The sequence below is a fragment of the Anaerotruncus colihominis genome, assembly GCF_010206195.1.
GTDB classification, from domain to species: Bacteria; Bacillota; Clostridia; order Oscillospirales; family Ruminococcaceae; genus Anaerotruncus; species Anaerotruncus colihominis_A.
In genome coordinates this window covers 23076-48034 of record NZ_VIQT01000021.1, presented here as the reverse complement: position 1 = coordinate 48034, position 24959 = coordinate 23076, and the positions used below count along the sequence as shown (strand labels likewise).

General features: G+C 57.6%; 24 protein-coding genes and 2 tRNA genes. 6 read left to right on the top strand and 20 right to left on the bottom strand.

The window, feature by feature from the left end; all coding sequences use genetic code 11:
- Positions 1–9: 9 nt before the first annotated feature.
- From FMM72_RS14500 to FMM72_RS14465, 8 genes are all read right to left on the bottom strand, one after another.
- Positions 10–1041 carry a polyamine ABC transporter substrate-binding protein gene (locus FMM72_RS14500; protein WP_160210607.1) on the bottom strand — a complete coding sequence of 344 codons (1032 nt, stop codon included), beginning with the start codon at positions 1039–1041 and terminating at the stop codon, positions 10–12.
- Positions 1042–1321: 280 nt separating this feature from the next.
- Positions 1322–2128: an ABC transporter permease gene (locus FMM72_RS14495; protein WP_160210608.1), complete on the bottom strand. Its 807-nt coding sequence runs from the start codon at positions 2126–2128 to the stop codon at positions 1322–1324.
- Positions 2125–2976, bottom strand: coding sequence for an ABC transporter permease (locus FMM72_RS14490; protein WP_160210609.1), 852 nt, complete (start codon positions 2974–2976; stop codon positions 2125–2127). Before FMM72_RS14490 ends, FMM72_RS14495 begins: the two co-directional genes overlap by 4 nt.
- On the bottom strand, positions 2973–4052 hold the full coding sequence (locus FMM72_RS14485) for an ABC transporter ATP-binding protein (protein ID WP_160210610.1): 1080 nt from the start codon (positions 4050–4052) through the stop codon (positions 2973–2975). The genes FMM72_RS14490 and FMM72_RS14485 overlap by 4 nt, the downstream gene beginning before the upstream one ends.
- Positions 4053–4113: 61 nt before the next feature.
- Entirely contained in the window at positions 4114–4896 is a 783-nt protein-coding gene (locus tag FMM72_RS14480) for a pentapeptide repeat-containing protein (RefSeq protein ID WP_162221838.1), read from the bottom strand.
- Positions 4893–6485, bottom strand: a complete 1593-nt coding sequence (locus FMM72_RS14475) for an amidohydrolase family protein (RefSeq protein WP_162221837.1) — start codon at positions 6483–6485, stop codon at positions 4893–4895. The genes FMM72_RS14480 and FMM72_RS14475 overlap by 4 nt, the downstream gene beginning before the upstream one ends.
- Positions 6478–7434, bottom strand: a complete 957-nt coding sequence (locus tag FMM72_RS14470) for an EamA family transporter (RefSeq protein WP_162221836.1) — start codon at positions 7432–7434, stop codon at positions 6478–6480. The genes FMM72_RS14475 and FMM72_RS14470 overlap by 8 nt, the downstream gene beginning before the upstream one ends.
- Complete coding sequence (locus tag FMM72_RS14465; RefSeq protein WP_162221835.1) at positions 7431–8477, bottom strand: threonine aldolase family protein; 1047 nt, start codon at positions 8475–8477, stop codon at positions 7431–7433. Before FMM72_RS14465 ends, FMM72_RS14470 begins: the two co-directional genes overlap by 4 nt.
- Before the next feature lie 214 nt (positions 8478–8691).
- On the opposite strand from FMM72_RS14465, the gene FMM72_RS14460 reads away from it, so the two are divergent.
- A complete protein-coding gene (locus tag FMM72_RS14460; RefSeq protein ID WP_180322938.1) occupies positions 8692–9351 on the top strand; it encodes an HD domain-containing protein in 660 nt (219 codons plus the stop codon).
- A gap of 3 nt (positions 9352–9354) precedes the next feature.
- Here FMM72_RS14460 and FMM72_RS14455 read toward each other — a convergent pair whose 3' ends face one another.
- The 11 genes from FMM72_RS14455 to FMM72_RS14405 form a co-directional block, all read right to left on the bottom strand.
- Positions 9355–9684, bottom strand: coding sequence for an MGMT family protein (locus FMM72_RS14455; RefSeq protein ID WP_162221834.1), 330 nt, complete (start codon positions 9682–9684; stop codon positions 9355–9357).
- Between the two features lie 728 nt (positions 9685–10412).
- On the bottom strand, positions 10413–11213 hold the full coding sequence (locus FMM72_RS14450; protein WP_160210617.1) for a MerR family transcriptional regulator: 801 nt from the start codon (positions 11211–11213) through the stop codon (positions 10413–10415).
- A 126-nt stretch (positions 11214–11339) separates the two neighbouring features.
- A complete protein-coding gene (locus FMM72_RS14445; protein ID WP_160210618.1) occupies positions 11340–11912 on the bottom strand; it encodes a tRNA (mnm(5)s(2)U34)-methyltransferase in 573 nt (190 codons plus the stop codon).
- 46 nt (positions 11913–11958) lie between these two features.
- Positions 11959–12300, bottom strand: coding sequence for an arsenate reductase family protein (locus FMM72_RS14440; RefSeq protein WP_160210619.1), 342 nt, complete (start codon positions 12298–12300; stop codon positions 11959–11961).
- 489 nt (positions 12301–12789) lie between these two features.
- Entirely contained in the window at positions 12790–13947 is a 1158-nt protein-coding gene (locus FMM72_RS14435) for an alanyl-tRNA editing protein (protein WP_162221833.1), read from the bottom strand.
- Complete coding sequence (locus tag FMM72_RS14430) at positions 13944–14297, bottom strand: arsenate reductase family protein (RefSeq protein ID WP_162221832.1); 354 nt, start codon at positions 14295–14297, stop codon at positions 13944–13946. Before FMM72_RS14430 ends, FMM72_RS14435 begins: the two co-directional genes overlap by 4 nt.
- A gap of 13 nt (positions 14298–14310) precedes the next feature.
- Positions 14311–14511: a YwbE family protein gene (locus FMM72_RS14425; RefSeq protein WP_160210639.1), complete on the bottom strand. Its 201-nt coding sequence runs from the start codon at positions 14509–14511 to the stop codon at positions 14311–14313.
- Positions 14511–15293 (bottom strand): suppressor of fused domain protein, encoded by a 783-nt coding sequence (locus FMM72_RS14420; protein WP_160210622.1) that lies wholly within the window; start codon positions 15291–15293, stop codon positions 14511–14513. The genes FMM72_RS14425 and FMM72_RS14420 overlap by 1 nt, the downstream gene beginning before the upstream one ends.
- Positions 15294–15811: 518 nt before the next feature.
- Positions 15812–15896, bottom strand: a tRNA-Tyr gene (locus FMM72_RS14415).
- Between the two features lie 31 nt (positions 15897–15927).
- Positions 15928–16003 (bottom strand) — tRNA-Thr (locus FMM72_RS14410).
- 375 nt (positions 16004–16378) lie between these two features.
- Entirely contained in the window at positions 16379–17275 is an 897-nt protein-coding gene (locus FMM72_RS14405) for an LCP family protein (protein ID WP_162221831.1), read from the bottom strand.
- A 282-nt stretch (positions 17276–17557) separates the two neighbouring features.
- Between FMM72_RS14405 and FMM72_RS14400 the strand changes: the two genes are divergently transcribed.
- The 4 genes from FMM72_RS14400 (at position 17558) to FMM72_RS14385 (ending at position 22054) form a co-directional block, all read left to right on the top strand.
- Positions 17558–19849, top strand: coding sequence for a hydratase (locus tag FMM72_RS14400; RefSeq protein WP_162221830.1), 2292 nt, complete (start codon positions 17558–17560; stop codon positions 19847–19849).
- A gap of 174 nt (positions 19850–20023) precedes the next feature.
- Positions 20024–20701, top strand: coding sequence for a DUF3879 family protein (locus tag FMM72_RS14395; protein WP_243157836.1), 678 nt, complete (start codon positions 20024–20026; stop codon positions 20699–20701).
- A 125-nt stretch (positions 20702–20826) separates the two neighbouring features.
- Entirely contained in the window at positions 20827–21546 is a 720-nt protein-coding gene (locus FMM72_RS14390) for a hypothetical protein (RefSeq protein ID WP_160210625.1), read from the top strand.
- Positions 21547–21562: 16 nt separating this feature from the next.
- Positions 21563–22054 carry a hypothetical protein gene (locus FMM72_RS14385; protein ID WP_160210626.1) on the top strand — a complete coding sequence of 164 codons (492 nt, stop codon included), beginning with the start codon at positions 21563–21565 and terminating at the stop codon, positions 22052–22054.
- 558 nt (positions 22055–22612) lie between these two features.
- Here FMM72_RS14385 and FMM72_RS14375 read toward each other — a convergent pair.
- Positions 22613–22933, bottom strand: coding sequence for a DUF1292 domain-containing protein (locus FMM72_RS14375; RefSeq protein WP_160210627.1), 321 nt, complete (start codon positions 22931–22933; stop codon positions 22613–22615).
- 1099 nt (positions 22934–24032) lie between these two features.
- On the opposite strand from FMM72_RS14375, the gene FMM72_RS14370 reads away from it, so the two are divergent.
- Positions 24033–24815, top strand: coding sequence for a peptidylprolyl isomerase (locus FMM72_RS14370; RefSeq protein WP_207710361.1), 783 nt, complete (start codon positions 24033–24035; stop codon positions 24813–24815).
- Positions 24816–24959 lie beyond the last annotated feature (144 nt).

Below are 24959 nucleotides of genomic sequence, written 5' to 3'. Positions count from 1 at the left end.
GAAATGTGATTAGTTCTGCTTAAATTCGGTCCAGATGTCGTTATAAAGATCGGCTGTCCCGCCGACATCCATGATAAATTCAGCGCCGGAGATCGCCTCGTCCGGGATGACGAGCGCCTGATTGGACAGATACGGCGTCGCGGCGGAATTACAACTGATATAGTAAATCTGGTCGGTGATATGCGCCGAGCGTTCGCCGTCAAGAATAAAGTCTAAAAACGCGTGCGCATTGTCGGCGTGCGGCGCTTTGGCCGGAATGAAACAGGAATCGATGCCAAAGCCAAGCCCTTCCTTGGGGAACACGACCTCAAAATTTGGGTTCTCGTTGAGGACTGTCAGCACCTGCGACGTAAACATATAACCGACAGACGTCTCTCCGCTTAACATCAGGTTATACGGCGTGTTGTAATCAAGCGCACGAATATTTGGGCGCAGGGTCAGAAGCTTTTCCTTGGCCTCGTCGAGTACGGCCGGGTCCGTCTCGTTAAAGCTCTTGCCCATCGTTTTCAGCGTGATGCCGATGACATTGCGCGCGTCGTCCATCACAACAACCGAGTCGGCGAGCGCAGGATTCCACAGATCCTCATAACCGGTGATCGCCAAACCGCCGACCAGCTCGGGATTGTAGATGATCAGCGGAATGCCCGCTGAATATGGGACGGTATATTCGTTGTTTTCATCATAGAACTTGCCTTGGAAAGCCGGGTTGATATTTTTAAAATTGGGGATCTTCGATTTATCCAGCTTCATCAGCAAATCCTGGCTGCGCGCAATATCAATGATATAGTCGCTGGCCAGCACCAGGTCGTAATCTCCGCCCTGCTGGATTTTCATGAGCATTTCCTCATTCGACTGGAACACGCTGTAATTGATCTTGATACCCGTCTGCTCCGTAAATTCGGCGAGCACATCGTCCGGAAAATATGTGGCCCAGGTGAAGATATTGAGGACCTTCTCGTCAGCCTTTTTGCCACATGCCGCCAGCCCTAAGGCCAATACCGCCGCCATCAGCAGCGCCAGAATTCGTTTTGCCTTTTTCATTTCTTCTCTCCTTCTGTTTTATTGCATATTGTCAACCGTATCCAGCCGCCGAACTGTTCCTATATTTCACGCGCAATGATCTTTCATTCGCAGCGGCGGCGCGGCCGGTTTTTATACATTGTCTGTCCCAGGAAAGGCCAGGGGAGCAAAATCCGCGTCAGCGCCCCTCAGCGCGCCTCACGGGGCAGGGGCGGGCCGCCCCTATCCCATGGACCCAACCCTGGGGCAGGTGCAGCCTGCATAAACGCAGCGCCCGCCCCACTGTTCGCGGCGCAGCCGACTAAAGTTTTTTGCCAAGCTTTTTTTCAAAAAAGCGGGAACGGGAGCTCTTTTTAAGAAGGCCGGAGAGTGCGACGAGGAGAAAGACGGCGCCGAGCAGGACGGTGCACAGGGCGTTGATTTCAGGGGTGACGCCCATGCGCAGCATTGAGTAGATCTCAAGCGGAAGCGTGCTTGTCTGCGCACCCGTGACAAAGAAGCTGATCACCACATCGTCCATGCTCATGGCAAAGGCGAGCAGCGCGCCCGACAGGATCGCGGGCGCGATCAGCGGCAGCGTGATGTCGAAAAAGGCGCGCTGCGCCGACGCGCCCAAATCGCGCGCGGCCTCCCCGATCGACGGGTCGAGCGCCGACAGGCGCGCCTTGACGTTGATAAAGATGTATGGGACGCAGAAGGTCGTATGCGCAAGCACCAACGTGAGCATACCGGCGGGCAGACGCACAAACGTAAAAAACGACAGATACGCCATGCCGAGGATAATCTCCGGCACCATGATCGGGATCATGGAGAGGTTTTCAAGCGCGCCGCGCGCCTTGAAATGGCGGCCGGACAATCCCACCGCCCCAAGCGTGCCAAGCACTGCGGCCGACGCGCTGCTGACCAGCGCAAGCTCCAGACTGTTCAAGAACGCGTTGATGAGCGTGCGGTTGCGGAACAGCTTTCCATACCAGGAAAATGTAAAGCCCGCCCAATGAAACAGCTTTGTATCGTTAAACGAATAAGCGATGACAACCGCGATCGGCAGGTACAGCAGCAGCAGAATCAGCACGACGTAAATCCCGGGGAACCTTGAACGCTTTTTCACACGATCCCCTCCAGACTTTTTTCGCCGGACAGGCGGCGGTAACCGCCGATTACAAGCAGGGTCGCCGCCATCATCACAACGGACAGCGCGGCGCCAAGCGGCCAGTTGCGCGCGGTGAGCAGCTCGTCGCGGATCAGGTTGCCAAGCAGCATGGTTTTGGAGCCGCCGAGCAGGTCGGAAATGAAAAACAACCCGATCGATGGGATAAAGACCAGCACGCAGCCGGCCATGATGCCCGCACGCGTCATCGGGACGGTGATCGTCCAGAACGCGCGCCAGCGGCCCGCGCCGAGGTCGCGCGCCGCCTCAATGAGCGCGGGATCCAGCTTGGCCACCGCGTTGTAAACCGAAAGGATCATAAACGGAATCAGCGCATACACCATGCCAACCAGCACCGCACCAAAATTATACAATAGCTTGAGCGGAGCGTCAATCAGCCCGAGTGCAGCCAGAAGCGAATTGACAACGCCCTGTCCACGCAGCAGGATCATCCAGCCGTAAATACGCACAAGCGAATTCGTCCAAAACGGCACGATCACAAGCATCAGCGCAAGCGACCGTTTTTTCGGCGGCAGCCCGGCGGTAAAATAAGCGAATGGATAGCCGATCAAAAGCGTCAGCAGCGTTGTCAGCACAGCCAGCCACAGACTGCGTCCAAAGACGCTTAAGTAATTCGGGTCGAGCAGTTTTTGATAGCTCTCCAGCGTAAACGCCGCCTCAACGCCCCAGGTGTCGGCGCGGCGCATAAAGCTCATGCACAGGATATAGATCAGCGGCACCGCCACAAATACCGCCGTCCAAAGGATAAACGGCGCAGCCGCCAGCGGGAACCGGCATCTTTTGTTCATGGATGACCGCCCCTTTCCACGATCACGGCACAAGCCGGCTTCCAATGGATGCGCACCGTTTCGCCCACCTCGGCCCGGTCGCCTCCGCCGCCCATGCCGCTGACAGTCAATTCCTGCCCGTCAGCCAGGCGCAGTGTTGTGCGCAGCATTCCGCCTGTATAGCTGTGCGCCTGTACGACGCCCGTCAAATCGAAGCCGTAGCGGCTCTCCTCGCCGAAGCGGATACGTTCGGTGCGCACGGAGAGCGTCACGCGCTCGCCCGGCGCGCCGTCGCCGGCCGCTTTGATTACGCCGCCGGCGAACGCCAGCGTCAGCGCGCCTGTCTCGTCGCGGCCGGTGATGGCCGCGGTAAAAATATTGCTCTGCCCGATAAATTCCGCGGCGAAACGCGTCTGCGGGCGCTCATAGATATCATCCGGCGTGCCAAGCTGGAGGATGCGCCCCTCGTTCATGATGCCGATGCGGTCGCTCATATTGAGGGCTTCCTCCTGGTCGTGCGTAATATAGATAAATGTGATACCCAAATTTTTCTGAAGCGTCTTCAGCTCCGTCTGCATCTGGCGGCGCAGCTGCAGATCGAGCGCGCCGAGCGGCTCGTCGAGCAGCAGCACGGCCGGATCGTTGACAATCGCGCGCGCAATGGCCACGCGCTGGCGCTGCCCGCCTGAAAGCTGCGACGGCATCCGCGCGCCATAGCCCGGCAATTGCACAAGCGAAAGCATCTCGTCGACGCGCCTGCGGATTTCATCCCTTGGCGTCTTTTTCAGCCGCAGGCCATATCCAATGTTGCGCGCGACATTCATATGCGGGAACAGCGCGTAGCTTTGAAACACTGTGTTGACATTGCGCCGGTTCGGCTCCCAGTCGGTCACGTCGCTGCCCTGGAGCAGCACGCGGCCGCCGTCGGGCGCCTCAAGCCCCGCAATGATGCGCAGCGTCGTCGTTTTGCCGCAGCCGGACGGCCCGAGCAGCGTCAAAAATTCGCCCGCCTGTACGTCGAGGCTCACGCCGGTCAGCGCCTCGGTCGTTCCAAAGGTCTTGTGAACGTCGCGCAGCGATAAAATCAATTCCTCCATGCTATCTCCTCCCTGGGATCTGTGTCCGGGTCCCGTCCGCCAAAGCGCCCGGTTCTTCTGTTCAGCGGATAATCAAGCCCAGCAGCTTCGCCAGGCCGCACGCCTGTTCGGCGGTGACAACCGCGCCACGCAGGCTCGGCGGGTCGACGATCAGGCCGTCAATTTGACAGGTTGTCAAATCCATCCCCTCAAGCGGCGTTTTAAACAGCTCCGCAGCCATGAGCGAGCACGCTTCAAACGTCAGGGTGCGCCACCGCGTCTCATGAAACGCGGCGCAGTCACAGTCGCACCGTTCAAAGCGCGTATCCCGAAGCTGCGCGCGCGAAAACTGCGCATAGCCGCAGGCGCACCCGCTGAACAGCGCGTCCGTAAACGCCGCTTCTCCAAAGTCCGCGCCAGTCAGGCGGCAGTCCTCAAATGAAACGCGCGTCATGGAGCAGCTGCGCAAATCGGCGTTTGACAAATCGCAGCGTATAAACGACACGTCCGTAAAAAACGACTTGGCCAGCGACGCGCCGGAAAAGCGCGCGCCCTCGAACCGCACGCGCGTAAACGCGCCTTTTTCTAGGCGCGCGTCCGCAAAGCCGCACCGGCGCAGCGCCGTGTCGGCAAAGCAGGCCTCCGGCAGCGCTAAAGCGTCAAGCGAAACGCCCTCCAGGACGCATCCCGTACATTCGCAGTCAGGCTGTCCATCCGGCAAATCGGCCGCCTGCGTGATCAGCAGCCCCTCGGCCGGCGCCCCGTGCGCCCAAAGCCCGCGCAGCGCGCCGGGCGGCGCCGGGGACAGCGCCGGCATACGCGGCGGCTCAGGCCGCCGCGGCTCCCGCGCCTTCGGCGCGCTCACCGCGTCACCACCCGGCCGGCGCGCGCGCCGGTCATCCGGTCGTGCTCCACGGCCGCCGCACCGCCAACAAATACGTAATCAAAGCCGCGCGCAAACACAACCGGGTTCTCATACGAGGCGTCCGCTGCCAGACACCCAAGTTCAAATACATTGATATCAGCGTCGTATCCCTCCCGGAGCAGGCCCTTGCCGCGCAGCCCGAGCACCGAGGCAGGGCGGGCGGTCATCTTGTGGACAGCCTGCTCCAGTGTGAGCACCGGCTCCCTGCGCACATAATCAATCAGCACCTTTGGGAACGCCGCGTACAGCCGCGGATGCGGCGTCCCGCCGGACGGATAGACCGCGTCGGAAATCACATTGCTGTACGGATACCGCAGCACCGTGCGGATATCCTCCTCAAAGGTGATGAAATCGATCATCGAAACCCGGCAGTCCTCACTGGCAAGCAGGCGGCAGGCGCAGGCGCACGGGTCCTCGCCGCGCGCCGCTGCGATCTCCGCCACGCTCATGCCGGTATACGCCTGGTTCTCCGGCTGTGTAAACGTGGTACAGCGGATGTTCTCCCAGCCAACCAGATTCACAAGGTTTTCAAACCGGTCGGAAGGCTTTGCAAAAATCTCCCGCAGCGCGTCGACCTGCGCCGGATCGCGCAGGCGGCGCGCGATCGCGGGCGCGCCGCCATCGAGAAACCAGGGCGGCAAAATCTGCAAAAGCTGCGTCGAGCCGGCTGTATACGGATATACGTCACAGTCGACGCACAGGCTGCTTTCACGCGCCTCATCAAGGATTTTTAGCGCACGTGCCATGCCATGCCCCCAATTGCGCCGCCCGATGCATTTGAAATGGCTGACGTGCAGCGGCGCTCCGAGCCGCCTTGCGACATCGATCACCTCGTCAAGCGACTGATGAAACGTGTCGCCCTCGCCACGCACATGCGTGACCAGCGGCACGCCGCTCCCGCGCACGGGCGCGAGCACCTGTGCAAAGCCGCCGGCGTCGTAGCAGTATTCAGGCGCGTAGACGATGCCCATCGACACGCCGAGCGCGCCGGCGGAAAGCGCGTCCTCCAGCAGGCCGCGCGCCGCGGCAAGCTCGCCCGGCGTCAGGACGCCCGGCGCATAGCCGCGTACCGCGGCGCGCACCGTCCCGTTTCCCACCAGCATCCCGACATTGAGCGGCAGCGGCGTTTGGCGCACAAGCGCCAGATAGTCCGCAAACGTTTCAAACGGCGCGGGCGCGTTTATATCGCCGATCACCGGCTGCAAAAACCGATGGATTTCATCGCGCCGCGCGGCCGGGCACGGCGCGGCCGACAGCCCGCAGTTGCCGTTGACGATCGTCGTCAAGCCCTGACGCAATTCAGCTTCTCCAAAGTCCGGGGAGAACAGCCGCATATCGGCATGGCGGTGAATGTCGATAAACCCCGGCGTCACAAGCCGTCCCGCAGCGTCGATCAGGCGCGCCGCGCCGCCCTCAATATGCGGCGCGACCGCCGCGATTTTACCGTCCAGGACCGCCACATCGGCCAGCATGGCCGCGCTGCCGCTGCCATCGACGACCGTGCCGCCGCTGATCAAAAGATCATACACGCTCCGTTTTCCCCCTTCCCGTCCCGTCCGGGACGCAGTTGACCAGATAAACGCCGCCGCAGACGAGCGCCAGCGCCGCCAGGTTTTTTATGCTGAAAAACCGTTCGCCGAGCACAACCGCCGAGCACAGCGCGCCGAACACCGGCGTCAGCGAATTGTAGATGCTGATTTTAGCGACCGGGTTGTATTTGAGCAAAAGCGTCCAGATTGTGAACGCCACAGCCGACAGTATTGCGAGATATCCGAGCAGCAGCCATGCCGCCCCAGATGGCGGGACTGCGCGCCCGCCCATCGCAGCACCACCCGCCAGCAAAAGCGCGCCGCCGCCGAGCAGCTGCCAGCCGGTGACGGCCGCCGGGTCCAGGCCGCGCGCCGCACGGCCGCTGATGACGCCGCCGAACGCGAACGAAGCCGCAGCCAACAGCATCAGCCCATCGCCGCGCCACGAAAAGCCGCCCACACCGTCCGCGCCGAGGTTTACGAGCACAACGCCCAGAAATCCAATGACACAGCCTGCGGCGCGGCGTGCGGTCATCCGCTCGCCGGCGCACAAAAAATGCGCCAGGATCACGCCGATAAACGCGGCGCTCGAATCAATAATCGCGCCTTTCGTGCCAGTGGTATGCGCCATGCCGGCGTAAAAGAACAGGTATTGCAGCGTTGTCTGCACAAGCGCGAGCAGCGCCACGCCGCCCCACCGGCCGCGCGGGAGCGACGGCGGCCGCCCCGTAAACACAGCCGCGCAGACAAGCGTCAGCGCCCCTGCGAGCACAAACCGCTCCCCCGCGAAGACCATGCGCCCGGCCATATCGTCCGGCGCGAGCAAAAACAGCGCGTACCCGCGCTTGACCGCCGGAAACGCCGTCCCCCACAAAAAGACGGCGCACACCGCAAGCAGGTTCGCCAGCGGGCCGCCGCGCAGCGCGCGCGGCCCGGCTCCGTCGTTCACGCGCCAATCTGGCGCGCCAGACGCAGAAAATCGTCGGCAAACCGCTCGACGGCCGTTTCCGGCGTCGCCCAGGACGTGACAAAACGCATTGCACAATGCGTTTCATCGACGCGCATCTGAAGCTCAAACCTGTAATCCGCAGCCTGAAGCGCCTCAATCAGCCGGTCGGGCAGCACAACAAACTGCTGGTTTGTCAAAGAATCGCTCATCATGGGATAGTCGTTTTCCGTGAACAGGTCGCGCAGGCGGCGGCCCAACGCGTTGGCATGCGCGCCAATCTCTGTATACAGATTGTCCGCCAATAGCGCCTCAAACTGGAGGCCAAGCAGGCGCCCTTTTGCCAGCATGCCGCCGCGCTGCTTGATGTGATAGCGAAAATCCGGTTTCAGAGCGTCATTTGTGATGACAACCGCCTCGCCGAACAGAGCGCCGCATTTTGTCCCGCCGATTGTAAACACATCGCACAGCCGCGCCAGATCCGGCAGCGTCACACCGCTGTGCCCATCGGCCAGCGCCATCGCCAAACGCGCGCCGTCCAAATACAGCCAAAGCCCGTTGGCACGGCAAAAAGCGGAAAGCTCCTCAAGCTGCCTGAGCGTATATGTTGTGCCGATCTCGGTCGTATCCGATATGTAAACCATCTTCGGCTGAACCATATGCTCGTCAGGATGCGCGGCAAACGCCTCGGCCGCCACCTTTGGAGACAGGCGTCCGTCAAGTGAAGCCAGGCCGATCGCCTTGTGTCCCGTGGCTTCAATCGCGCCTGTTTCATGCACGCAGATATGGCCCGTATGTGCGGCCAGCACCGCCTGGTGCGGACGGAGCGACGCAGCGATCACGGTCATATTCGCCTGGGTGCCTCCCACAAGAAAATGCACGGCGGCTTCGGGCGCGTTACAGAGCGTCCGCACCCGCTCGCGGGCGCGCGCGCAGTAATCGTCTGTGCCGTAGCCGTCGGTCTGTTCAGCGTTTGTACGCGTGAGCGCCTCAAGCACCCGCGGATGCGCGCCCTCGCTGTAATCATTTTTGAAACTGTACCCCATTATGAAAACACTTCCCTATCGTATACTCAAAAGATACATTTTATTATAGTACGATTTTCCGGATAACACAACCTTTTTCTGGGGAACCGGACCCGGCGGGCTGTTTCGGCGGCCCCATTGTAAAAAGTTTATAAAGATAGCGGCGGATGATTGTTTTTTACAGGCAGCAGGGATACAATAAATAGGAACAGATGAATGAAATGGAGACAGGCTGATGATTACCTTTGAGCAGATCTTTGAAAACGAACAGATTAAAACCTACATACGCAAGGCCGACGACGCGCTGCGGGTGCTTGGTTTCACAGAGCACAGTTTCGCTCATGTCGGCAAGGTGGCGCGGCAGGCGCGCGATATCCTGCTGACGCTCGGATATCCGGAGCACACCGCCGAACTGGCGCAGATCGCGGGCTATCTGCATGATATCGGCAATGTGATCAACCGCGTCGATCACGCGCAAAGCGGCGCCGTCATGGCGTTTCGCCTATTGGACAATATGGGCGCGGACGCCGAGGACATCGCCACTATTATCAGCGCGATCGGCAACCACGATGAAGGCACGGCCGTGGCGGTGGACGCCGTGGCCGCCGCGCTGATTCTGGCGGACAAGACGGATGTGCGCCGCACACGCGTGCGTAACCGCGATATGGCAACCTTTGACATCCATGACCGTGTCAACTACGCTGTCGAGGAATCGTCGACGGCAATCTCCGACGACAAAAAATCGATCAGGCTCCAAATCTACATCGATACGGAGCTTTCCTCCGTCATGGACTATTTCGAAATCTTCCTTGACCGTATGCTGCTCTGCCGCAAGGCGGCCGAACGACTGGGGCTTAAATTCCGCCTGGTCATCAACGGGCAGACCGTGCTCTGAGGCTTAAACAGGTCCGCTTTCCTTCGGGCCGTACCATACGCACCGATTCAGGTCGACACGGCCGTCCGCAAAAAACGGGACGCCCTCCGCCTCGAGTAGGTCGCGCTGCGCCTGCGGGCCGCCGAACGCAAATGCCGGCGCAAGCCGGCCTTCGCGGTTGACGACACGATGGCACGGAATCTCCGTTCCCGGCGCAGGGTTGCGCCGCAAAGCCCAGCCAACCGCGCGCGAGGCGCGCGGATTGCCGCACAGCAGGGCGATCTGGCCATAGGTGGCCACGCAGCCGCGCGGAATCAGCCGGACAGCCGCGTAAACGCTTTCGTCAAACGTCATAAGGGCACCCCTTTTTTAAAAAATTCAGATCAGCCCCATACCCAACCGGCATGGAGCTGATCTTTTTTGCCTGCTCATATGCTTTCAGCCTGCCCGGAGCCGCCGGCGCGCCGCTCATTTATCCGCGGCAGATGTCTCTCTGTCAGCAGCGCAGCCTGTAAAAATCCGGAACCCGCCCCACTGTTCGCGGCACAGCCGACGAAAGTTTTTTGTCGAGGCTTTTTTCAAAAAAGAGGGAAAGCTGGCGCCAGCAAAAGCCACGCCAGCCACGCGGCGTCTGTCATGGCTTTTGCTGGGGCCAGGCTCTGCCTCTGAACAGGCTCTTGCGGCCTGCGGGCCGCGCTTTTATGAGGGCTGCGGCCCGGAGAAAAGGGCGCTGCCCTCGGCGGGAGCCAAAGCCCGCAAGGAGCTTTGGCTCCCGCCTTCACCCGCCGCCTTTTAAAAAAGGCGGGCGAAAACCTTTGATCGACGCGGCGTAAAATCCGATTATGCAGAGCCTGTCCCGCTGTTTGCGGCGCAGCCTGTAAAAATACCGGAACCCGCCCCGCTGTTCGCGGCGCAGCCCGTAAAAATCTGAAACCCGCCCCGCTGTTCGCGGCACAGCCTGTAAAAATACCGGAACCCGCCCCACTGTTCGCGGCGCAGCCGATTAAAGTTTTTCGCCGAGGCCTTTTTTCAAAAAGGCCGGAAAGTTTTTTGGCTTACCTTTTTTTCAAAAAAGGTAAGTTTCAAAAAAGCCGGAGCTGGAGAGGGAAGCAGACTTCCGTCACCCAATTGTCAGGATTTTGATCCATCGCAGGGCTGACATGATAGATTGAGAACATGCAGCCGCCGATCTGGCGGCCGTTCGCTTCGATCCATGCGCCGAGCGCCGCACAGGCGGCTGAGGTCTGATCATGGCGGCCATGCACCATTGTCGACGCCGCTTCAACCGCCGCAAGCTCACGGTAAAGCGGATGGGACGGGTCAGCCGCGTCCGAAACCATGCATACCTGTACATCGACATCCGACTCGCGGTAGCCCTCGTCGAAATATACCGATACAGCCTGATATGTCCCGTCCGGGACCTGTTCGCCCAAACGCCGCCAAAGAATCCCTTCATCCTCATAACGCGGGATGATATCCCGCAGGCAGTACGCCTTTCTGACAGAAAATTTCTTGCATTCAACCGGATAATTCATAAACGTTTCGTCCTTTCCCACCTGTTCGATGGCCGATGCAAGCAGCACGGCGCGGGCCTCGAGCGCCCGCGCCTGCGCCTGCGTGCGGGAAAGGCTCTGCATCAGATAGCGCCGCAGGCTGTCCGCGTCGCCATACCGGGTCAGAATTTCGGACGTTTCCGCCAGGCCAAAACCCAGCGCCCGCAAGGCGCGGATACGTCCGGCTGTACAAAGCTGTGCCGCCTCATAATAGCGGTATCCCGAATCAGGGTCGATATACCCCGGACGCAGCAGGCCAAGCTTATCGTAATGGCGCAGCATACGGATACTGATCATCGCCAGACGGGAAAATTTGCCGATCCTGAACATACAAAGCCGCCCCTTTCCTTCTTAAATCTTTGCGCGCAACGCAAGTATACACTATGACACAATGTAAGAGGCAAGGGGCAATTGAATTAAAATGAGACTGACCGCCCGGCAGCCTGGACGGTAAGTTTATGAATCCTTTATAATCATAACCGGAATCGGCGGGCAATTCGGCCGGTTGGCAAACTGCGCCGTAATAACGGTAAAAGCGCGATGGTTGATTGTTTTAAAATATTCCATCAGCGCGTCGCGCTCGGCAAAGCCCGTATCGCGTCCATAGTAGATGCATAAACTCATGACGCCGCGCGGCTTTAAGAGCCCAAGGCCCGCTGTAATTGCGGCAATGCTGCTTTCGGCGCGCGTATTGATCGTATGATCGCCGCCGGGCAGCCATCCAAAATTAAACGTGATGCAGCTCACCGATTCCGGCGCAGCATACGCGGCCATATTGGCATGGCTGTCGAGCACGGCGCGTCCAATTCCCGCAAAGCCGCGCGTATGCAGCAGTTCGGTTGTGCTGTCAATCGCCTCCTGCTGAATATCAAAAGCAAGCACGCGCCCCGACTCGCCGACAAGCGAACAGAGAAAAGCCGTATCGTGTCCACGGCCCGCGGTCGCGTCGATGCAGAAGTCCCCGGGCTTTACATGCCGCGCGATGAAATCATGCGCCACCTGAAGCGCGCTGAATTTATCCGCCATCATACTCCTCCCTCATCGCCTGGAATATGCCGGCCGCTTTTAGCCATGTCTATTCCCAGGTTTTCCATATCTCGGGACAGTACCCGACCGTGGCCTGACGGCCATTTCGCACAATCGGTGTCTTGAGTACGGACGGCAGCTCGAGCAGCTTTTCGATCACCGCCTCCTCGCTGGCCAGATAGGCGACATACGAGCGGTCGTAATCCTTTGATTTCTCGTCGATCAGCGGCTTTAGCCCACCGACCGCGCGGCGCACACTATCCAGTTCGCCGCGGCTCATGCCGTAACGCGGCAGGTCGATGCTTTGGAATTTGACGCCGCGTTCTTTAAAATACCGCTCAGCCTTTTTTGTATCAAAGCATTTCGACTTCCCATAAATTTGTATATTCATATCAGACCATCCATTTCCATACTGCGCACGGGGCTGGTGTTTTTCGCCGGAACGTTTTTTATAAAAGCTAGCGCCAGAAAAATCCACGCCAGGCGCACAGCGTCTGTCATGGATTTTGCTGTCGAAAGGGGCTGCCTCTGAACAGGCTCTTGCGGCCTGCGGGCCGCGCTTTTATGAGGGCTGCGGCCCGGAGTAAAGGGCTTCGCCCTCGTCCGTGACAAAGACCCGCAGGGCCTTTGCCACGTCCTCACCCACCGCCTTTTGAAAAAGGCGGGCGAAAACCTTTGATCGACGCGGCGTAAAATCCGATTATGCAGCGCCCGTCCCACTGTTCGCGGCGCAGCCTGTAAAAATACCGGAACCTGCCCCGCTGTTCGCGGCGCAGCCGACTAAAGTTTTTTGCCGAGGCTTTTTTTCAAAAAAGCCGGAAAGTTTTTCGCCGAGGCCTTTTTTCAAAAAGGCCGGAAAGTTTTTTGGCTTACCTTTTTTTCAAAAAAGGTAAGTTTCAAAAAAGCGGGAGAGGGGGGCGCGCGCGCCGGTCAGGGCGCCCTGCACCAGGCCGGGCTTCCCGCCGCCGCGGCCGTCAAACGCTTTGTTGAGCGCGGTGCCAAGCGGACGCACATCCGTCTGTTCGCTGCCGACCGCATAGTTCCAGCGGTCCTCTTCGCCGCCCGCCAGAATGACGGCCACGCCGCAGCGGCCGGTAAGCGCCATGCACAGATGACGCAGATCGGCCGGATCCATCGCCTCCTCAAACAAAACGGCGAAGGGCGCGCCCTGCTCAACCTCTTTCGCACGGTATGCGAAAAGCTGCCTGCGCAGCGTGGAAAGCCGCTGCTTGAGCGCCTCGTTTTCGCCCCGCATACGCGCGGCCGCGCCGGCGACTTCGCCGGGCTTTGCGGACAGCAGCGCCGATATCGCATGAACCGACGCGTTCTTCGCTTCATAGTCCCCGAGCGCGCGGTCGCCGCAGCAGAGCCATACGCGCGTGCCGCCCTTATATCGCTGCGCTGTCAACAGCTTGATCATGCCGATCTCGCCGGTGCGTGCCGTATGCGTCCCGCAGCAGGCGCAGATATCGGCGTCCGGTACGGTTACAATGCGCACCGCACCGGAAAGCGCCTTTTTGCTTCTGTAAGCAAGCGCCGCCAGAGCCCCGGCGTCCGGATATTCGATCCGCACTGGTACATCGCGCCAGACCGTCTCATTTGCAAGCCGCTCGGCGCACAGCAATTCATCCCATGAAAGCTCGCGGCCAAGATCAATCGTCACAGCGTCGCGCCCCATATGAAACCCAACGTTGTCAACACCGTACAGGCTGTGCAGCAATCCTGAAAGGATGTGCTCCCCGGTATGGTGCTGCATACGTGAAAAGCGAGCCGGCCAATCGATCTGGCCGTGTACCGCTGTTCCGACGGCAAGCGGCCCGTCGGTTATATGGCGGATCTCCCCGTCCGGCCCATCTTGGGTATCGCATACGCGCACGCCGCCAAGCACGCCCGTATCGCCGGGCTGGCCGCCGCCTTCGGGATAAAACGCGGTCTGATCAAGCGTGACGGACCATGCGTCAACGATCATTTCGCAGCCGGTTACAACAGCGTCAAACGCATTTATATAGGCGTCCTCGTAAAACAGGCGGCGCGTCATGCCTTGAGCCGCTCCCATTCGGCGGGCTTAAAGCCCGCGAGCACAAAGCCGTCTCCGATCACAAGCGGACGTTTCACCAGCATTCCATCTGTCGCAAGCAGTGCGAACTGCTCCTCGTCGCTCATATTGGGGAGCTTGTCCTTTAATACCAGCGCCTTATAACGCAGGCCGCTGGTATTGAAAAAACGCTTGAGCGGCAGCCCGGAACGCCCCGCCCAATCGCGCAGCTCATCGGCGGACGGATTTTGTTCAACAATATGACGCGCCGTATAGGCCACGCTGTTTTCATCGAGCCACTTTTTTGCCTTTTGGCAGGTGCTGCACTTGGGATATTCCAAAAATAAAACCATCTGCCGTTCCTCCTTATTCGTCGTCCAAAATTGCCTGTACGCGGCCGACACGGCCATCCGCCAACATCACCTTGATCCCATGCGGATGCGTGCGGCTGTTTGTCAGAATCCGAGACACACGGCCGCGCGTCAGCGCCCCGGTCGGCTGATCCTTTTTCAAAACGATATCTACAAGCGCGCCGGGTTTTATATCGGCGCGGTTTCTGCCATCCATCATACGCCCTCCGGCACGCTGTCTGCGCAGACATTCTCGCGCGCAATATCGAGTATAAACGGCTTAAACCGTTCCATGCGCTCCATCAGCGCATCCAATCCATAGTTAAGCTTATACTCCATCTCCTCACGGTACAGAGGAAGCGCCATATAAAGATTGATATGGACGCCGTCACGCGTCTTAAGCGGGCCGGCAATCGCCGGCTGATCGATCAGGATCGTTCCGCTCAGGGCTGTATTCTCGGCATAGGGTAAATAATCGGCTGTATTGGGAATGGTATGGCCTGCGCCAAACCATGTATCATATTCATGCGGGAAGCGTGCGAGAAATTTGAGCAGGCGCGCAGGCCAGCAGCCTTCCCGCACATCGCCGCCGAGCGCCTGCATGTCCCAATCGCCCGGCAGCAGCATCATCAGCTCCGCACGCTCCAGGTTTTGCCGTCCCTGGATATCGCGCGGCACCGACATGGGCAAATCGCTCATACCGGTCGTATAAAGGACAAAATATCCGCCGGCCGTGTCCGGCTGCATCACATGCAGGTCAATATGGATAAAATCCGATATCAGTTCATGCAGCACATGAACCTGCCGTCCTGAAAAGGCGCTGTCCATATGCGCTTCGATTTCCTTGCAGTAAAGCGTCGGCGCAGGCGGCCGCCAGCCTGTTTCACGCGCATCCCCATAGCGGTAAACCGGCGTGCCGTCCGCCGTATATGTTTTTGGATCAACACGCCGGCCGGCGCGCCGGCGTTTTTCATTCGCGGATTTATTAAACAGTGACATATCATCTTCCTCCCAACATTGCATCGGCTTGCAACGCGCCCGAACAGCCAAGATATCCGTAGCCAGAATTCAAATATGAGATACTGCGCCGTCACATGGATCGCAGCTGCCATGTCTCGCTTGTGGCGTCCTTGAATTCAATGCGCTTAGCAAAGGTAATGTGATTAACAGCCTTAGAAAAATTTTCGCTGCCAATTTGTTTCAGGGTTGTTTAAAGGACCAAAATCTCATGAAAAAACCTTTTCAAGAATCACTTCTTCAGCATCTGGAAGAAATGTGAGGCGATTTGTATATGCCTGGGCAGTTTCTATACTCTAAAATTGTATACTTGCAGTATCATAAATATATGAAATACTATATATTATACCTATTTTATCTATATTTTGCAAGAGAAACCGGACTCTGCTCGTGAAATGGGGAAGAGCGATACTGTTCGCCAGTAAAATTTCGACACTCAGATTTCCCAACAAAGAAGGATGCCACGCGGCTAAAGCCGCATGGCATCCTTCTTTGTGTCTTGGTGGGAGAGGATGGATTCGAACCATCGAAGTCACTGACAACAGATTTACAGTCTGCCCCCTTTGGCCACTCGGGAACTCTCCCATATGAACTTGTCTAAATACAGAAAAAACAATGGAGCTGGTGGACGGACTTGAACCCCCGACCTGCTGATTACAAATCAGCTGCTCTACCAACTGAGCTACACCAGCGGCTGCAACTCCTTCATAGCGACGGATATTATTTTAGCATACCAGGGGAAAGATGTCAACAGGTTTTCCAATAAAATATTCCAATGCGCCGCGAATACAGGAACCCGCCCCACTGTTCGCGGCGCAGCCTGTAAAAATACCGGAACCTGCCCCACTGTTCGCGGCGCAGCCTGCAAAAATACCGGAACCCGCCCCACTGTTCGCGGCGCAGCCTGTAAAAATACCGGAACCCGCCCCACTGTTCGCGGCGCAGCCTGTAAAAATACCGGAACCCGCCCCACTGTTCGCGGCGCAGCCGACTAAAGTTTTTCGCCGAGGCCTTTTTTCAAAAAGGCCGGAAAGTTTTTGCCGAGCTTTTTTTCAAAAAAGCGGGGGTTATGAGGAAGCGCCGAAGTATTTGCGCACGGTGGAGACATATTCCTCGGACAGCTCGAAGGTGAGGCTTTCGGGCATCAGCGTGCCGGAGGGAGCCAGGCTGCCGGCAACCGATATGTCGCCGAGCTGGGAAAGGAAATCCGCGGCATCGCGGCGCAGCTCGAAATCGACATAGGAAAGATCCGTATCCACAAGATTTACAATAAATTTGAACAGTCCGGGAGAAGTATCCTTGCCGGCGGAATCGATGTTTTGGTTGACGATCGCGGCGGTCAGCTCACCGAGCAGGGCAGCGCGTTCCACCGGACCGCCTTCAAGCGCCGGAGCCGCAAAGAGGTCGGCGACATCACGCCCATCGAGACGGCGGCGTCCGGCCGGGATGTTGATGTCGTAACCATCGCTGTGATAGGAAACGGCATAGGGCATTTCAAACACGACAGAACCGGTCTTTTCCGCGATGCGGATAAAGATATCGCGCGACAGAGCGGCATAGCGGTCTACAGTGATGCCAAATCGTTCTGATAACGCCTGCTTGACGCCGTCGCCGCCGCCACGCGCCCAAGCGCGCGCAAGGGTCATCGTCTCGCCCTGGTAAGGGACGAGCGTTTCCGACGGGAGCATAGCCAGCGGAACCTGACCATATTGAGGGTTGAAACGGATCAACAAAAAATCGGACGCGCCGCCGGAGGCGTTTTTTCCGATAATCGCCATGGTCAGGCTTTCGGAAGCGGCCGGGCGGTAGGACGGCTCCTGTGCGGGCAGCTCGTCGGCATGATTCTGCGGCATGGTCGGCTGCACGGCCAGCACAGTACCAACCATAATCAGCGAAAGCAGAAGCGCCGCCAACGCAAACGTCAGCAGGAATACGCGCCCCTTGTTCTGTTCTGTCCGCCGCATAGAACGGCCTCCCCTCCGGCGCCCTGCCGCGCCTGTTGTATTTTGTTCCCATATAGCATTGGCACAAATGTATACAGCTTATTCATTGCATGGGACCTGTCCATATGGTAAAATAACCGCATAGCGGTTATTTTACTTTTTCATGGCCGGTGCGATACGCGGGCGCGGCCCGCTGCCGCCCTGATGGCCGGGTTTATCATGCTGCTTTAGGGACAAGAAGTCCTGAAAATGCAGGCGGTATTCTGTCTGTGAGCTGGAAAATTTTATACGGGAGGTATTTTGATGATAAAATTATACGAAACCGGCGCATACTACGCCGGCGGGAAGCTTATCCCGGACGACGAAAACGCCGCCGGGGCGCTGGCCGCGCGCGGCCTGACAGCTGACCGGGAAGCCGGGGCGAAAAACACGATCGCGTGGTCGATCCTTGAGGCGCACAATACCAGCGGAAACATGGACGAGCTGAAAATCAAATTTGACGCGATGGCGTCGCACGACATCACGTATGTCGGTATCGTCCAGACGGCGCGCGCGTCGGGGCTTGAGCGTTTTCCGTTGCCGTATGTGCTGACCAACTGCCACAACAGCCTGTGCGCCGTGGGCGGCACAATCAATGAGGACGACCACATGTTCGGGCTGTCCGCCGCGAAAAAATACGGCGGCATTTATGTGCCCGCGCATCAGGCGGTCATCCATCAGTATATGCGTGAAATGATGAGCGGCTGTGGAAAAATGATCCTCGGTTCGGACAGCCACACGCGTTATGGCGCGCTTGGCACAATGGCCGTTGGCGAGGGTGGTCCGGAGCTGGTCAAACAGCTTTTAAACCGCACCTATGACATCAGGCGGCCGCAGGTGGTGGCCGTGTATCTGACCGGCCGGCCGCATCCCGGCGTGGGGCCGCAGGACGTGGCGCTCGCGATCATCGGCGCGGTGTTTAAACGCGGCTATGTCAAAAACAAGGTTATGGAATTTATTGGCGACGGCATTGCCAATCTTGGCGTGGAATACCGCAGCGGCATCGACGTGATGACGACCGAGACGACATGCCTTTCCTCCATCTGGGAGACGGACGGCCAGATTTCCGATTATTTTGCGCTGCATGGCCGCCCCGAGGCGTATAAACAGCTTGCGCCAAAGGACGGGGCGTATTACGACGGCGTTGTGTATGTCGATCTTTCCACGGTCAAGCCGATGATCGCCATGCCGTTCCATCCGTCGAACGCATATGAGATCGACGAGCTGAACGCAAATCTGATGGATATTCTCGCGCAGGTCGAGGCGGACGGCGCGCGTGCGCTTGACAATCCCGGCCTGAAATTTACGCTGCGCGACAAGGTGAAGGATGGGCGCCTGATCGTCGATCAGGGCGTTATTGCAGGCTGCGCGGGAGGAACGTATGACAATATCTGCGACGCGGCCGATATTTTGGCTGGCCATTCAATCGGCGTCGATGAATTCGCGCTGTCGGTTTATCCGTCAAGCCAGCCGGTCTATATCAGCCTGGTGGAGAACGGAGCGGCGGCCAAGCTGATGCAGGCGGGCGCGACGATGCGCACGGCGTTCTGCGGACCGTGCTTCGGCGCGGGCGACGTGCCGGCGAACGGCGGGCTTTCCATCCGCCATTCGACGCGCAACTTCCCAAACCGTGAAGGCTCCAAGCCCGGAAACGGTCAGATCGCTTCGGTCGCGCTGATGGACGCGCGTTCCATTGCGGCGACAGCCCGCAACGGCGGTGTGCTCACGCCTGCGACCGACCTTGACACGACATTCACAAAGCCCACCTATCTTTTCCACGGTGAGGTTTATAAAAACCGCGTCTATGACGGTTGGGGCAAGCCTGAGCCGGAGCTGCCGCTCAAGTTTGGACCGAACATCGCCGACTGGCCGGAGATGCCGCCGCTGACAGAGCATCTGTTTTTGGAGGCCGACGCGTATATCACCGACCCGGTCACAACGACCGACGAGCTGATCCCGTCGGGCGAAACGTCGTCCTACCGTTCCAACCCCCTGAAGCTGGCGGAATTCACGCTCTCGCGCAAGGACCCCGCGTATGTGGAACGGGCAAAGGCGTCGCAGAAGCGGGAGAAGATGCGGCTGGAAAAGGGCGCGTCGTTCGATGACAACGACCCGTCCTGCCCCATCCATGTGATCCGCTCAATCGAAGGCTTTGCCAATGTGGACAACGGCTCCATCGGGCGCGGCTCGCTCGTTTACGCGGTCAAGCCCGGCGACGGCTCTGCGCGTGAGCAGGCCGCCTCCTGCCAGAAGGTGCTCGGCGGATGGGCGAATATCGCGCGCGAATATGCGACAAAGCGTTACCGCTCCAATCTGATCAACTGGGGGATGCTGCCGTTTTTGATCGACGGGGAGCCGCCGTTTGAGAAATATGACAGCATCTTTATCCCGCATATCCGCAGTGCGGTCGCTGAAAAACGCGCCTCCATCACAGCCTATGCGCTTACCAAAGACGGCGTCAGGCCGTTCGAGCTGACGCTCGGCGATCTGACCGACGACGAGCGCGCCATTATCCTGGCCGGCTGCCTGATCAATTATTACCGTGCACAGAAATAGTCGCCGGACTGTTTTCCCTTAAAAAGCCGCGCCGCCTGTATAAGGCGGCGCGGCTTAAATTTATCGTCCGTGCCCTGCGACGCCAATGCACAAATTTTCTTCACAAAGCCTCTTTTATTCTGTTTGTTCAATCCGAATATTATAAATGACAAACAAAGGCCGGAAAGGAATGATATGATGTCATTGGGCATTCGTGGATTCGGTGCCGGCAGAAATACTGCTTATACAGGCATTAACACAAACAGTAAACAGTACAAGGCTGCGGCAAAGGACTTTCTGGTGGCTCATCGTGCAGAGGTAGCCAGAATGTCGCCCGAGGAAAAATTGATGTATGAGCTGTTCGGCGGCGAGAATGCTTATATGAAAAATGTGATGCAGAATTATAATTCTGACGGGGATTTTGTCGGGCCGGGAGGGATTGTTGTTCCTGGGATGTATCATGGGGAAGATGGAAAGGTTGACCGCTCTACATGGCAGCAGCTGATACCCGTGTCTGACAAAATGCGGCAGAAGATGTTCGACAATGTGAAAAGGGAATTTATTCAGGAAAACGGGATTTCCAATGGAAATACCACGAAAAGGTCACAGGTTTTCAGAGAATACCAGTTAAGCGTAAAGAAAGAGGATCGTGCGAAAGGGACGTGGACGTTGCAGCAGTATGAAGGCAAATACCGTTCTGCGATGTATGCGGCGGTCAAGGCGGCAAATCCGAAATGGGCGCCGGGACAGCCGTTTGATCCCGGCATACTGGACAGCGTTACAAGAGAACGTGTCGAAGCCAATTTGGTGAAAAGCGGCAATGTGCTTGTGAAAAAACCTTCTTCGGGCAGTTCAATGGATGTGAGCGTGTAACGAATAAATAGAACCTGGCATGTACGCGCTTCAATCCCTGCTGCGGCAAGAGTCAAAAACGGGAGGACATAAGGGCCGCTACTATAGAAATGTGATCGGATTTTGTGTAAGAAGGAGCGTCGGCGATGCGGATTGTAACAGGAATCGGGCAGACAGGCGGTTATCAGAACGCATATCAGGCAGGACTGGCCGGGCAGGAACGGCAGGCAGCCAGCGGGCAGGAACAGCAGGCGGCCGGCGCACAGGAGCGCCTGAAGGACACCCTGGCGGGCCAATCTGCCGGCGCGGAGGCGTCCGCCGGCAGCGCCGGAGGAAAGGTGAAAGCCTCGCTGCCGGATGATCAGGTCGGGCAGCTCGCGACAGAGCTGGCCAACGCGCGGTCGCGGTTTGATGTGCAGCAGGTCGCGGGGAAGGCTATGCGCGCGCTGGCAAGCTTGCGGATGGCGGCGGCGCTTTGCGAAGGCAAGGACAAGGCGAGAGCCAACCGGATGATCGCGCGGATGGAAAAGCTGATGAAGCGCACCCGCGTCAAGATCCGCCATCTTGACAAGGAGGACCAGCTGGAGCGCCAAAGGCGCCGCGCTGAAAAAGAGCAGGAACAGAAAAAGGCGGAAAGCCTGCGCGGCGAGCTGGCCAGCCGGCGTAAAAAGCGGCGCAGGGAGGAAGCAAATTATGCGATGAAGGAAACCGCAAAGGATCGTGCGGCTGCGCAAGGCGGCGGATTCTTTGAAAATGCGGCGGCGCAGGCCGCCGCGCCGCTGCCGCCTGTGGACGGCTTTGCACCAGCACAGGCCGCTGTGGAGACGGCCCCGGCGGAAAGCGCGGCGTTGGATATATCCGTATGAAAAAGGGGGCGTCGCTTTGCGCCGCGATCTCATAAAATTTCTCCGGCTGTTTTTTATGATTTTTTCGGGCGTCGGGCTGTTGTTTTCAGTGTTGGGCGTGATTCTGGCCGCTCCGCTCCGGATGGGTGTGGTCGCAATGCTGCCGTTTTTGCTGTGCGGTGCAATCCCCTTGCTGGTCGGCCTGGCCGGACTGCTTGTCATTGCCCGGCGGGCGCGCCTACACCGGTGGCTGCTTGAAAACGGGCGTCCGGTCAATGCACAGTTGGACGGCTGTGTCCGCGAATATGGGGTGCGCTATTGCGGCCGCGTCCCATATGTGATCGAATGCCACTACACCGACGCGGAGACGCGCACGATCTATCGGTTTCGCAGCGCGTATCTGTGGAGCGACCCGGCGCCGTTTTTAAACGGGCGTACAACGGTACGCGTACTTGTCGACCCGCGCAATTACCGCCGGTACCTTGTCGATACAAAGGGGCTGTCCGGCGGCTATCAGATAGTGGGATGAGGACAAGGGACAGACGGCCAAAAAATTTCTGCAAACCGAAAGGGCCGCGGCTGCTTTCAGGCAGCCGCGGCCCTCTGACTGTCAAAAAAGTCCGACAGGCCTGACAATGCGCTGTTGCTGTAAAAATCCATTTTTGTCCAGACATGTGCCGGACAAAAATACATTGAAGCGCCAAACCGCTCTGCGGGCGGTTTGGCAAGAGGAGGGGTGGTACTGGCGGGGAAACAAGTAAGCAAGGCGAGCCTGTGAGCCGCAGCGATTCGGGTTCCCCGTCCAGCAGCGTGTCGAAAAACTCGACACGCTGAAGGCCGCGGCTGCCTAAAAGCAGCCGCGGCCCTTATTGACATATCAAACCCCCGCCATATCGATGCCCTGCCAGCTGTAAACCCCCGTCATACGACAAGGTGGGTACGCCCGCTTACGCGTTTCCAGCTCCCTTCATCCCTTTAGAGGGGAGGTCTGCACTCCGCGCGTGAAAACGAAGCTCCCAAAGTACAGTTGTTGGAGTATAAAGGGCAGGGCTGTCGGGTACAGCAGGGAGGTTTTACAAATCCTGTTTTATTCGCCGTCTTCGCCCTCGGTGAACTCAAAGCTGTCGGACAGGCGCTCCATGAACACAGCCGCGACCTGGTCGAATTCAGCTTCGTCCTCAATGGCCTCCAGAAACTCCTCGCCGCCGTCCATAACAGACTTGAGCAGGACCAATTCGCCATCGTCGTCATGATCGCCCTGCGGCCCGTCGTTGCCGGCAATCAGCGCAATGTAACGCTGCTCCCCAAGCTCAAGGGTGTCGATGATCTCGAACTCGTGTTCATTTCCCTCGTCGTCGATCAGCGTGATCAGCTCCGGCCCGTATTCCTCGTTTCCCAGATCAGCCATAAGCAATATACTCCTTTTTGCGTGTGCCGCATTTTGTTTACATTAACATGATAATGCATCAGCTCAAAAATGTCAAATGCTTTCTTTTCAGCATATTGTGCATATATTTATTGTTAATTTGTTGAAAATATATATTGATTTCTTATGACACAGCGCATATAATAAAAGTACAGAGAAGGGAAGCAAAAAGGCAACACAGAAAGAAAGGCGGTGGTTCCCATGTACGAAGATTCACACAGTTTCTCATTTGCGTCGGGGGACTGTGCGCCGGACAGCGATTCTTTCTAGATGACAATTTCGGACCATGTGGTTGCAGGTTTCGTCCAGACAAAATATAAACTCCTCAGACAATCCAAAGTTTTGAACCCAGGAAAACAGGAATTGTTAACGGCTATTCTCATCTAAAGAATACCGAAAGGAAGATGTCTAATCGCAAGAGGCGAGATCGTTTCAATGCGGACAAATAATCTGTAATTAAAGTGTTCCAATCATAAATGGGATTATCCAAAGCATTGTAAAGAAAGACTGCAAAGCGGCGCACTCCCCACCGCTGGCATAATCAGTCGGGTGAAGGGCTGAAAATGTTGGCGGGACGCAAATGAAGGGGATAAAACAGAATAGATATCCGTGCGGTTGTTTCTCCAGACGGTTCGTATGCAGGCCGGAAAAATCCGCGGATTCTGAAACTCTGACCGATTGACTTGCACGAAGTAATCAAAAGCAAGGGCCAATATGCCCATCCGCTGTGACAGTAACCGCAGCGTGATGTTTTTAGAGTGTTACTTGCAGATAAAAGGAACGAGTTTTTCACACACCCATTCACACGAGATAATCGCATACGACGGCCGAAAGAGGCTTCGTATCGATTGGTGCAGTCCAATGTAAAAATTAAACAACGGCGCCGGTGATAACCGGCGCCGTTTTCAATTTGCCGGACGCTGTAAAAGTAAACTTACTATGAATATCCGGCGCATCGAATTGATTTCGTCCAAATTTATGTTAAAATATGAGGAGTATCGGCGCCTGATTTTTGGGAACAGACGGTGTCGCGCACTGCCGCGCGGCGTCGTATCACACATCCATTACGGAGGTAATCGTTATGAAAAAAATAGCCATGCTCCTTTGCGCGGCTCTGATGATTTCCATGCTGGCTGCTTGCGGTAAGGATAACCCCGAACCGGCGGGCGACGCTTCGTCTACGGCTTCCGCCGGCGCGTCACAGGCAACGAGTATGCCGTCCACACCAGCTGAAATCTATGGGCACAACATGCAGATCGATGAATCAACGATCAGCTTAAAGCAGTTTGAAACGCCTGCTGCGGGCAGCAAGGTCGCGACCATCAAGACAAGCCTCGGTGATATTAAAATCGCGCTTTATCCCGACGAGGCTCCAAAAGCGGTTGAGAACTTTATCGCATTGGCGGAAAAGGGATATTATAACGGACTCAAATTCTATGAGGTCGTGCCGGGCGTGCGCATGACGACAGGCGACCCGAACAACGATGGGACCGGCGGGGACAGCAATGCCGGCGGCGCATTCGCTGATGAATACAGTCTGAATCTGTGGCATTTTAATGGCGCTGTGGCAATGGACAACGGCGGTGCGCCTAATCAGAATGGAAGCCGCTTCTTCATTGTTCAGAACAGTGAGATCACAACGGAATTGGCCGACGAAATGCTCGACGGCGGATTCCCGGAATCGGTGGTACAAAAGTATCTGGATGCCGGCGGCGTACCAAATTACGATTTCCGCGATACGGTGTTTGGACAGGTGATCGAGGGCATGGATGTTGTAGAGAAGATTGCGGCTGTCGAGCGCGATGGCGAAAATAAGCCGAAAGAGGATATTGCGATCACCTCGGTTGAAATCAGCGAGATGTAATTTTTTATAGATTGCGCTGCGCAATCTATAAAAAATTGGCCATCCGCGCCGTCCCCGGCGCGGGGCCGCTTGATTAAAATGCGCCTGCCCACAGAGCTGGCGGATGCGCAAAAAAATAGTTGCTTCACAACTATTTTTTATTTA

Excerpts from the sequence above, each read along its gene's own strand:
- FMM72_RS14395 (WP_243157836.1), top strand. The coding sequence starts at position 20,024 with ATGATGTCATTGGGCATTCGTGGATTCGGTGCCGGCAGAAATACTGCT.
- FMM72_RS14405 (WP_162221831.1), bottom strand. The coding sequence starts at position 17,275 with ATGCGGCGGACAGAACAGAACAAGGGGCGCGTATTCCTGCTGACGTTT.
- FMM72_RS14430 (WP_162221832.1), bottom strand. The coding sequence starts at position 14,297 with ATGGTTTTATTTTTGGAATATCCCAAGTGCAGCACCTGCCAAAAGGCA.
- FMM72_RS14500 (WP_160210607.1), bottom strand. The coding sequence starts at position 1,041 with ATGAAAAAGGCAAAACGAATTCTGGCGCTGCTGATGGCGGCGGTATTG.
- FMM72_RS14440 (WP_160210619.1), bottom strand. The coding sequence starts at position 12,300 with ATGAATATACAAATTTATGGGAAGTCGAAATGCTTTGATACAAAAAAG.
- FMM72_RS14435 (WP_162221833.1), bottom strand. The coding sequence starts at position 13,947 with ATGACGCGCCGCCTGTTTTACGAGGACGCCTATATAAATGCGTTTGAC.
- FMM72_RS14425 (WP_160210639.1), bottom strand. The coding sequence starts at position 14,511 with ATGGATGGCAGAAACCGCGCCGATATAAAACCCGGCGCGCTTGTAGAT.
- FMM72_RS14375 (WP_160210627.1), bottom strand. The coding sequence starts at position 22,933 with ATGGCTGATCTGGGAAACGAGGAATACGGGCCGGAGCTGATCACGCTG.
- FMM72_RS14490 (WP_160210609.1), bottom strand. The coding sequence starts at position 2,976 with ATGAACAAAAGATGCCGGTTCCCGCTGGCGGCTGCGCCGTTTATCCTT.
- FMM72_RS14420 (WP_160210622.1), bottom strand. The coding sequence starts at position 15,293 with ATGTCACTGTTTAATAAATCCGCGAATGAAAAACGCCGGCGCGCCGGC.
- FMM72_RS14485 (WP_160210610.1), bottom strand. The coding sequence starts at position 4,052 with ATGGAGGAATTGATTTTATCGCTGCGCGACGTTCACAAGACCTTTGGA.
- FMM72_RS14460 (WP_180322938.1), top strand. The coding sequence starts at position 8,692 with ATGATTACCTTTGAGCAGATCTTTGAAAACGAACAGATTAAAACCTAC.
- FMM72_RS14390 (WP_160210625.1), top strand. The coding sequence starts at position 20,827 with ATGCGGATTGTAACAGGAATCGGGCAGACAGGCGGTTATCAGAACGCA.
- FMM72_RS14370 (WP_207710361.1), top strand. The coding sequence starts at position 24,033 with ATGAAAAAAATAGCCATGCTCCTTTGCGCGGCTCTGATGATTTCCATG.
- FMM72_RS14450 (WP_160210617.1), bottom strand. The coding sequence starts at position 11,213 with ATGTTCAGGATCGGCAAATTTTCCCGTCTGGCGATGATCAGTATCCGT.
- FMM72_RS14465 (WP_162221835.1), bottom strand. The coding sequence starts at position 8,477 with ATGGGGTACAGTTTCAAAAATGATTACAGCGAGGGCGCGCATCCGCGG.
- FMM72_RS14445 (WP_160210618.1), bottom strand. The coding sequence starts at position 11,912 with ATGATGGCGGATAAATTCAGCGCGCTTCAGGTGGCGCATGATTTCATC.
- FMM72_RS14455 (WP_162221834.1), bottom strand. The coding sequence starts at position 9,684 with ATGACGTTTGACGAAAGCGTTTACGCGGCTGTCCGGCTGATTCCGCGC.
- FMM72_RS14400 (WP_162221830.1), top strand. The coding sequence starts at position 17,558 with ATGATAAAATTATACGAAACCGGCGCATACTACGCCGGCGGGAAGCTT.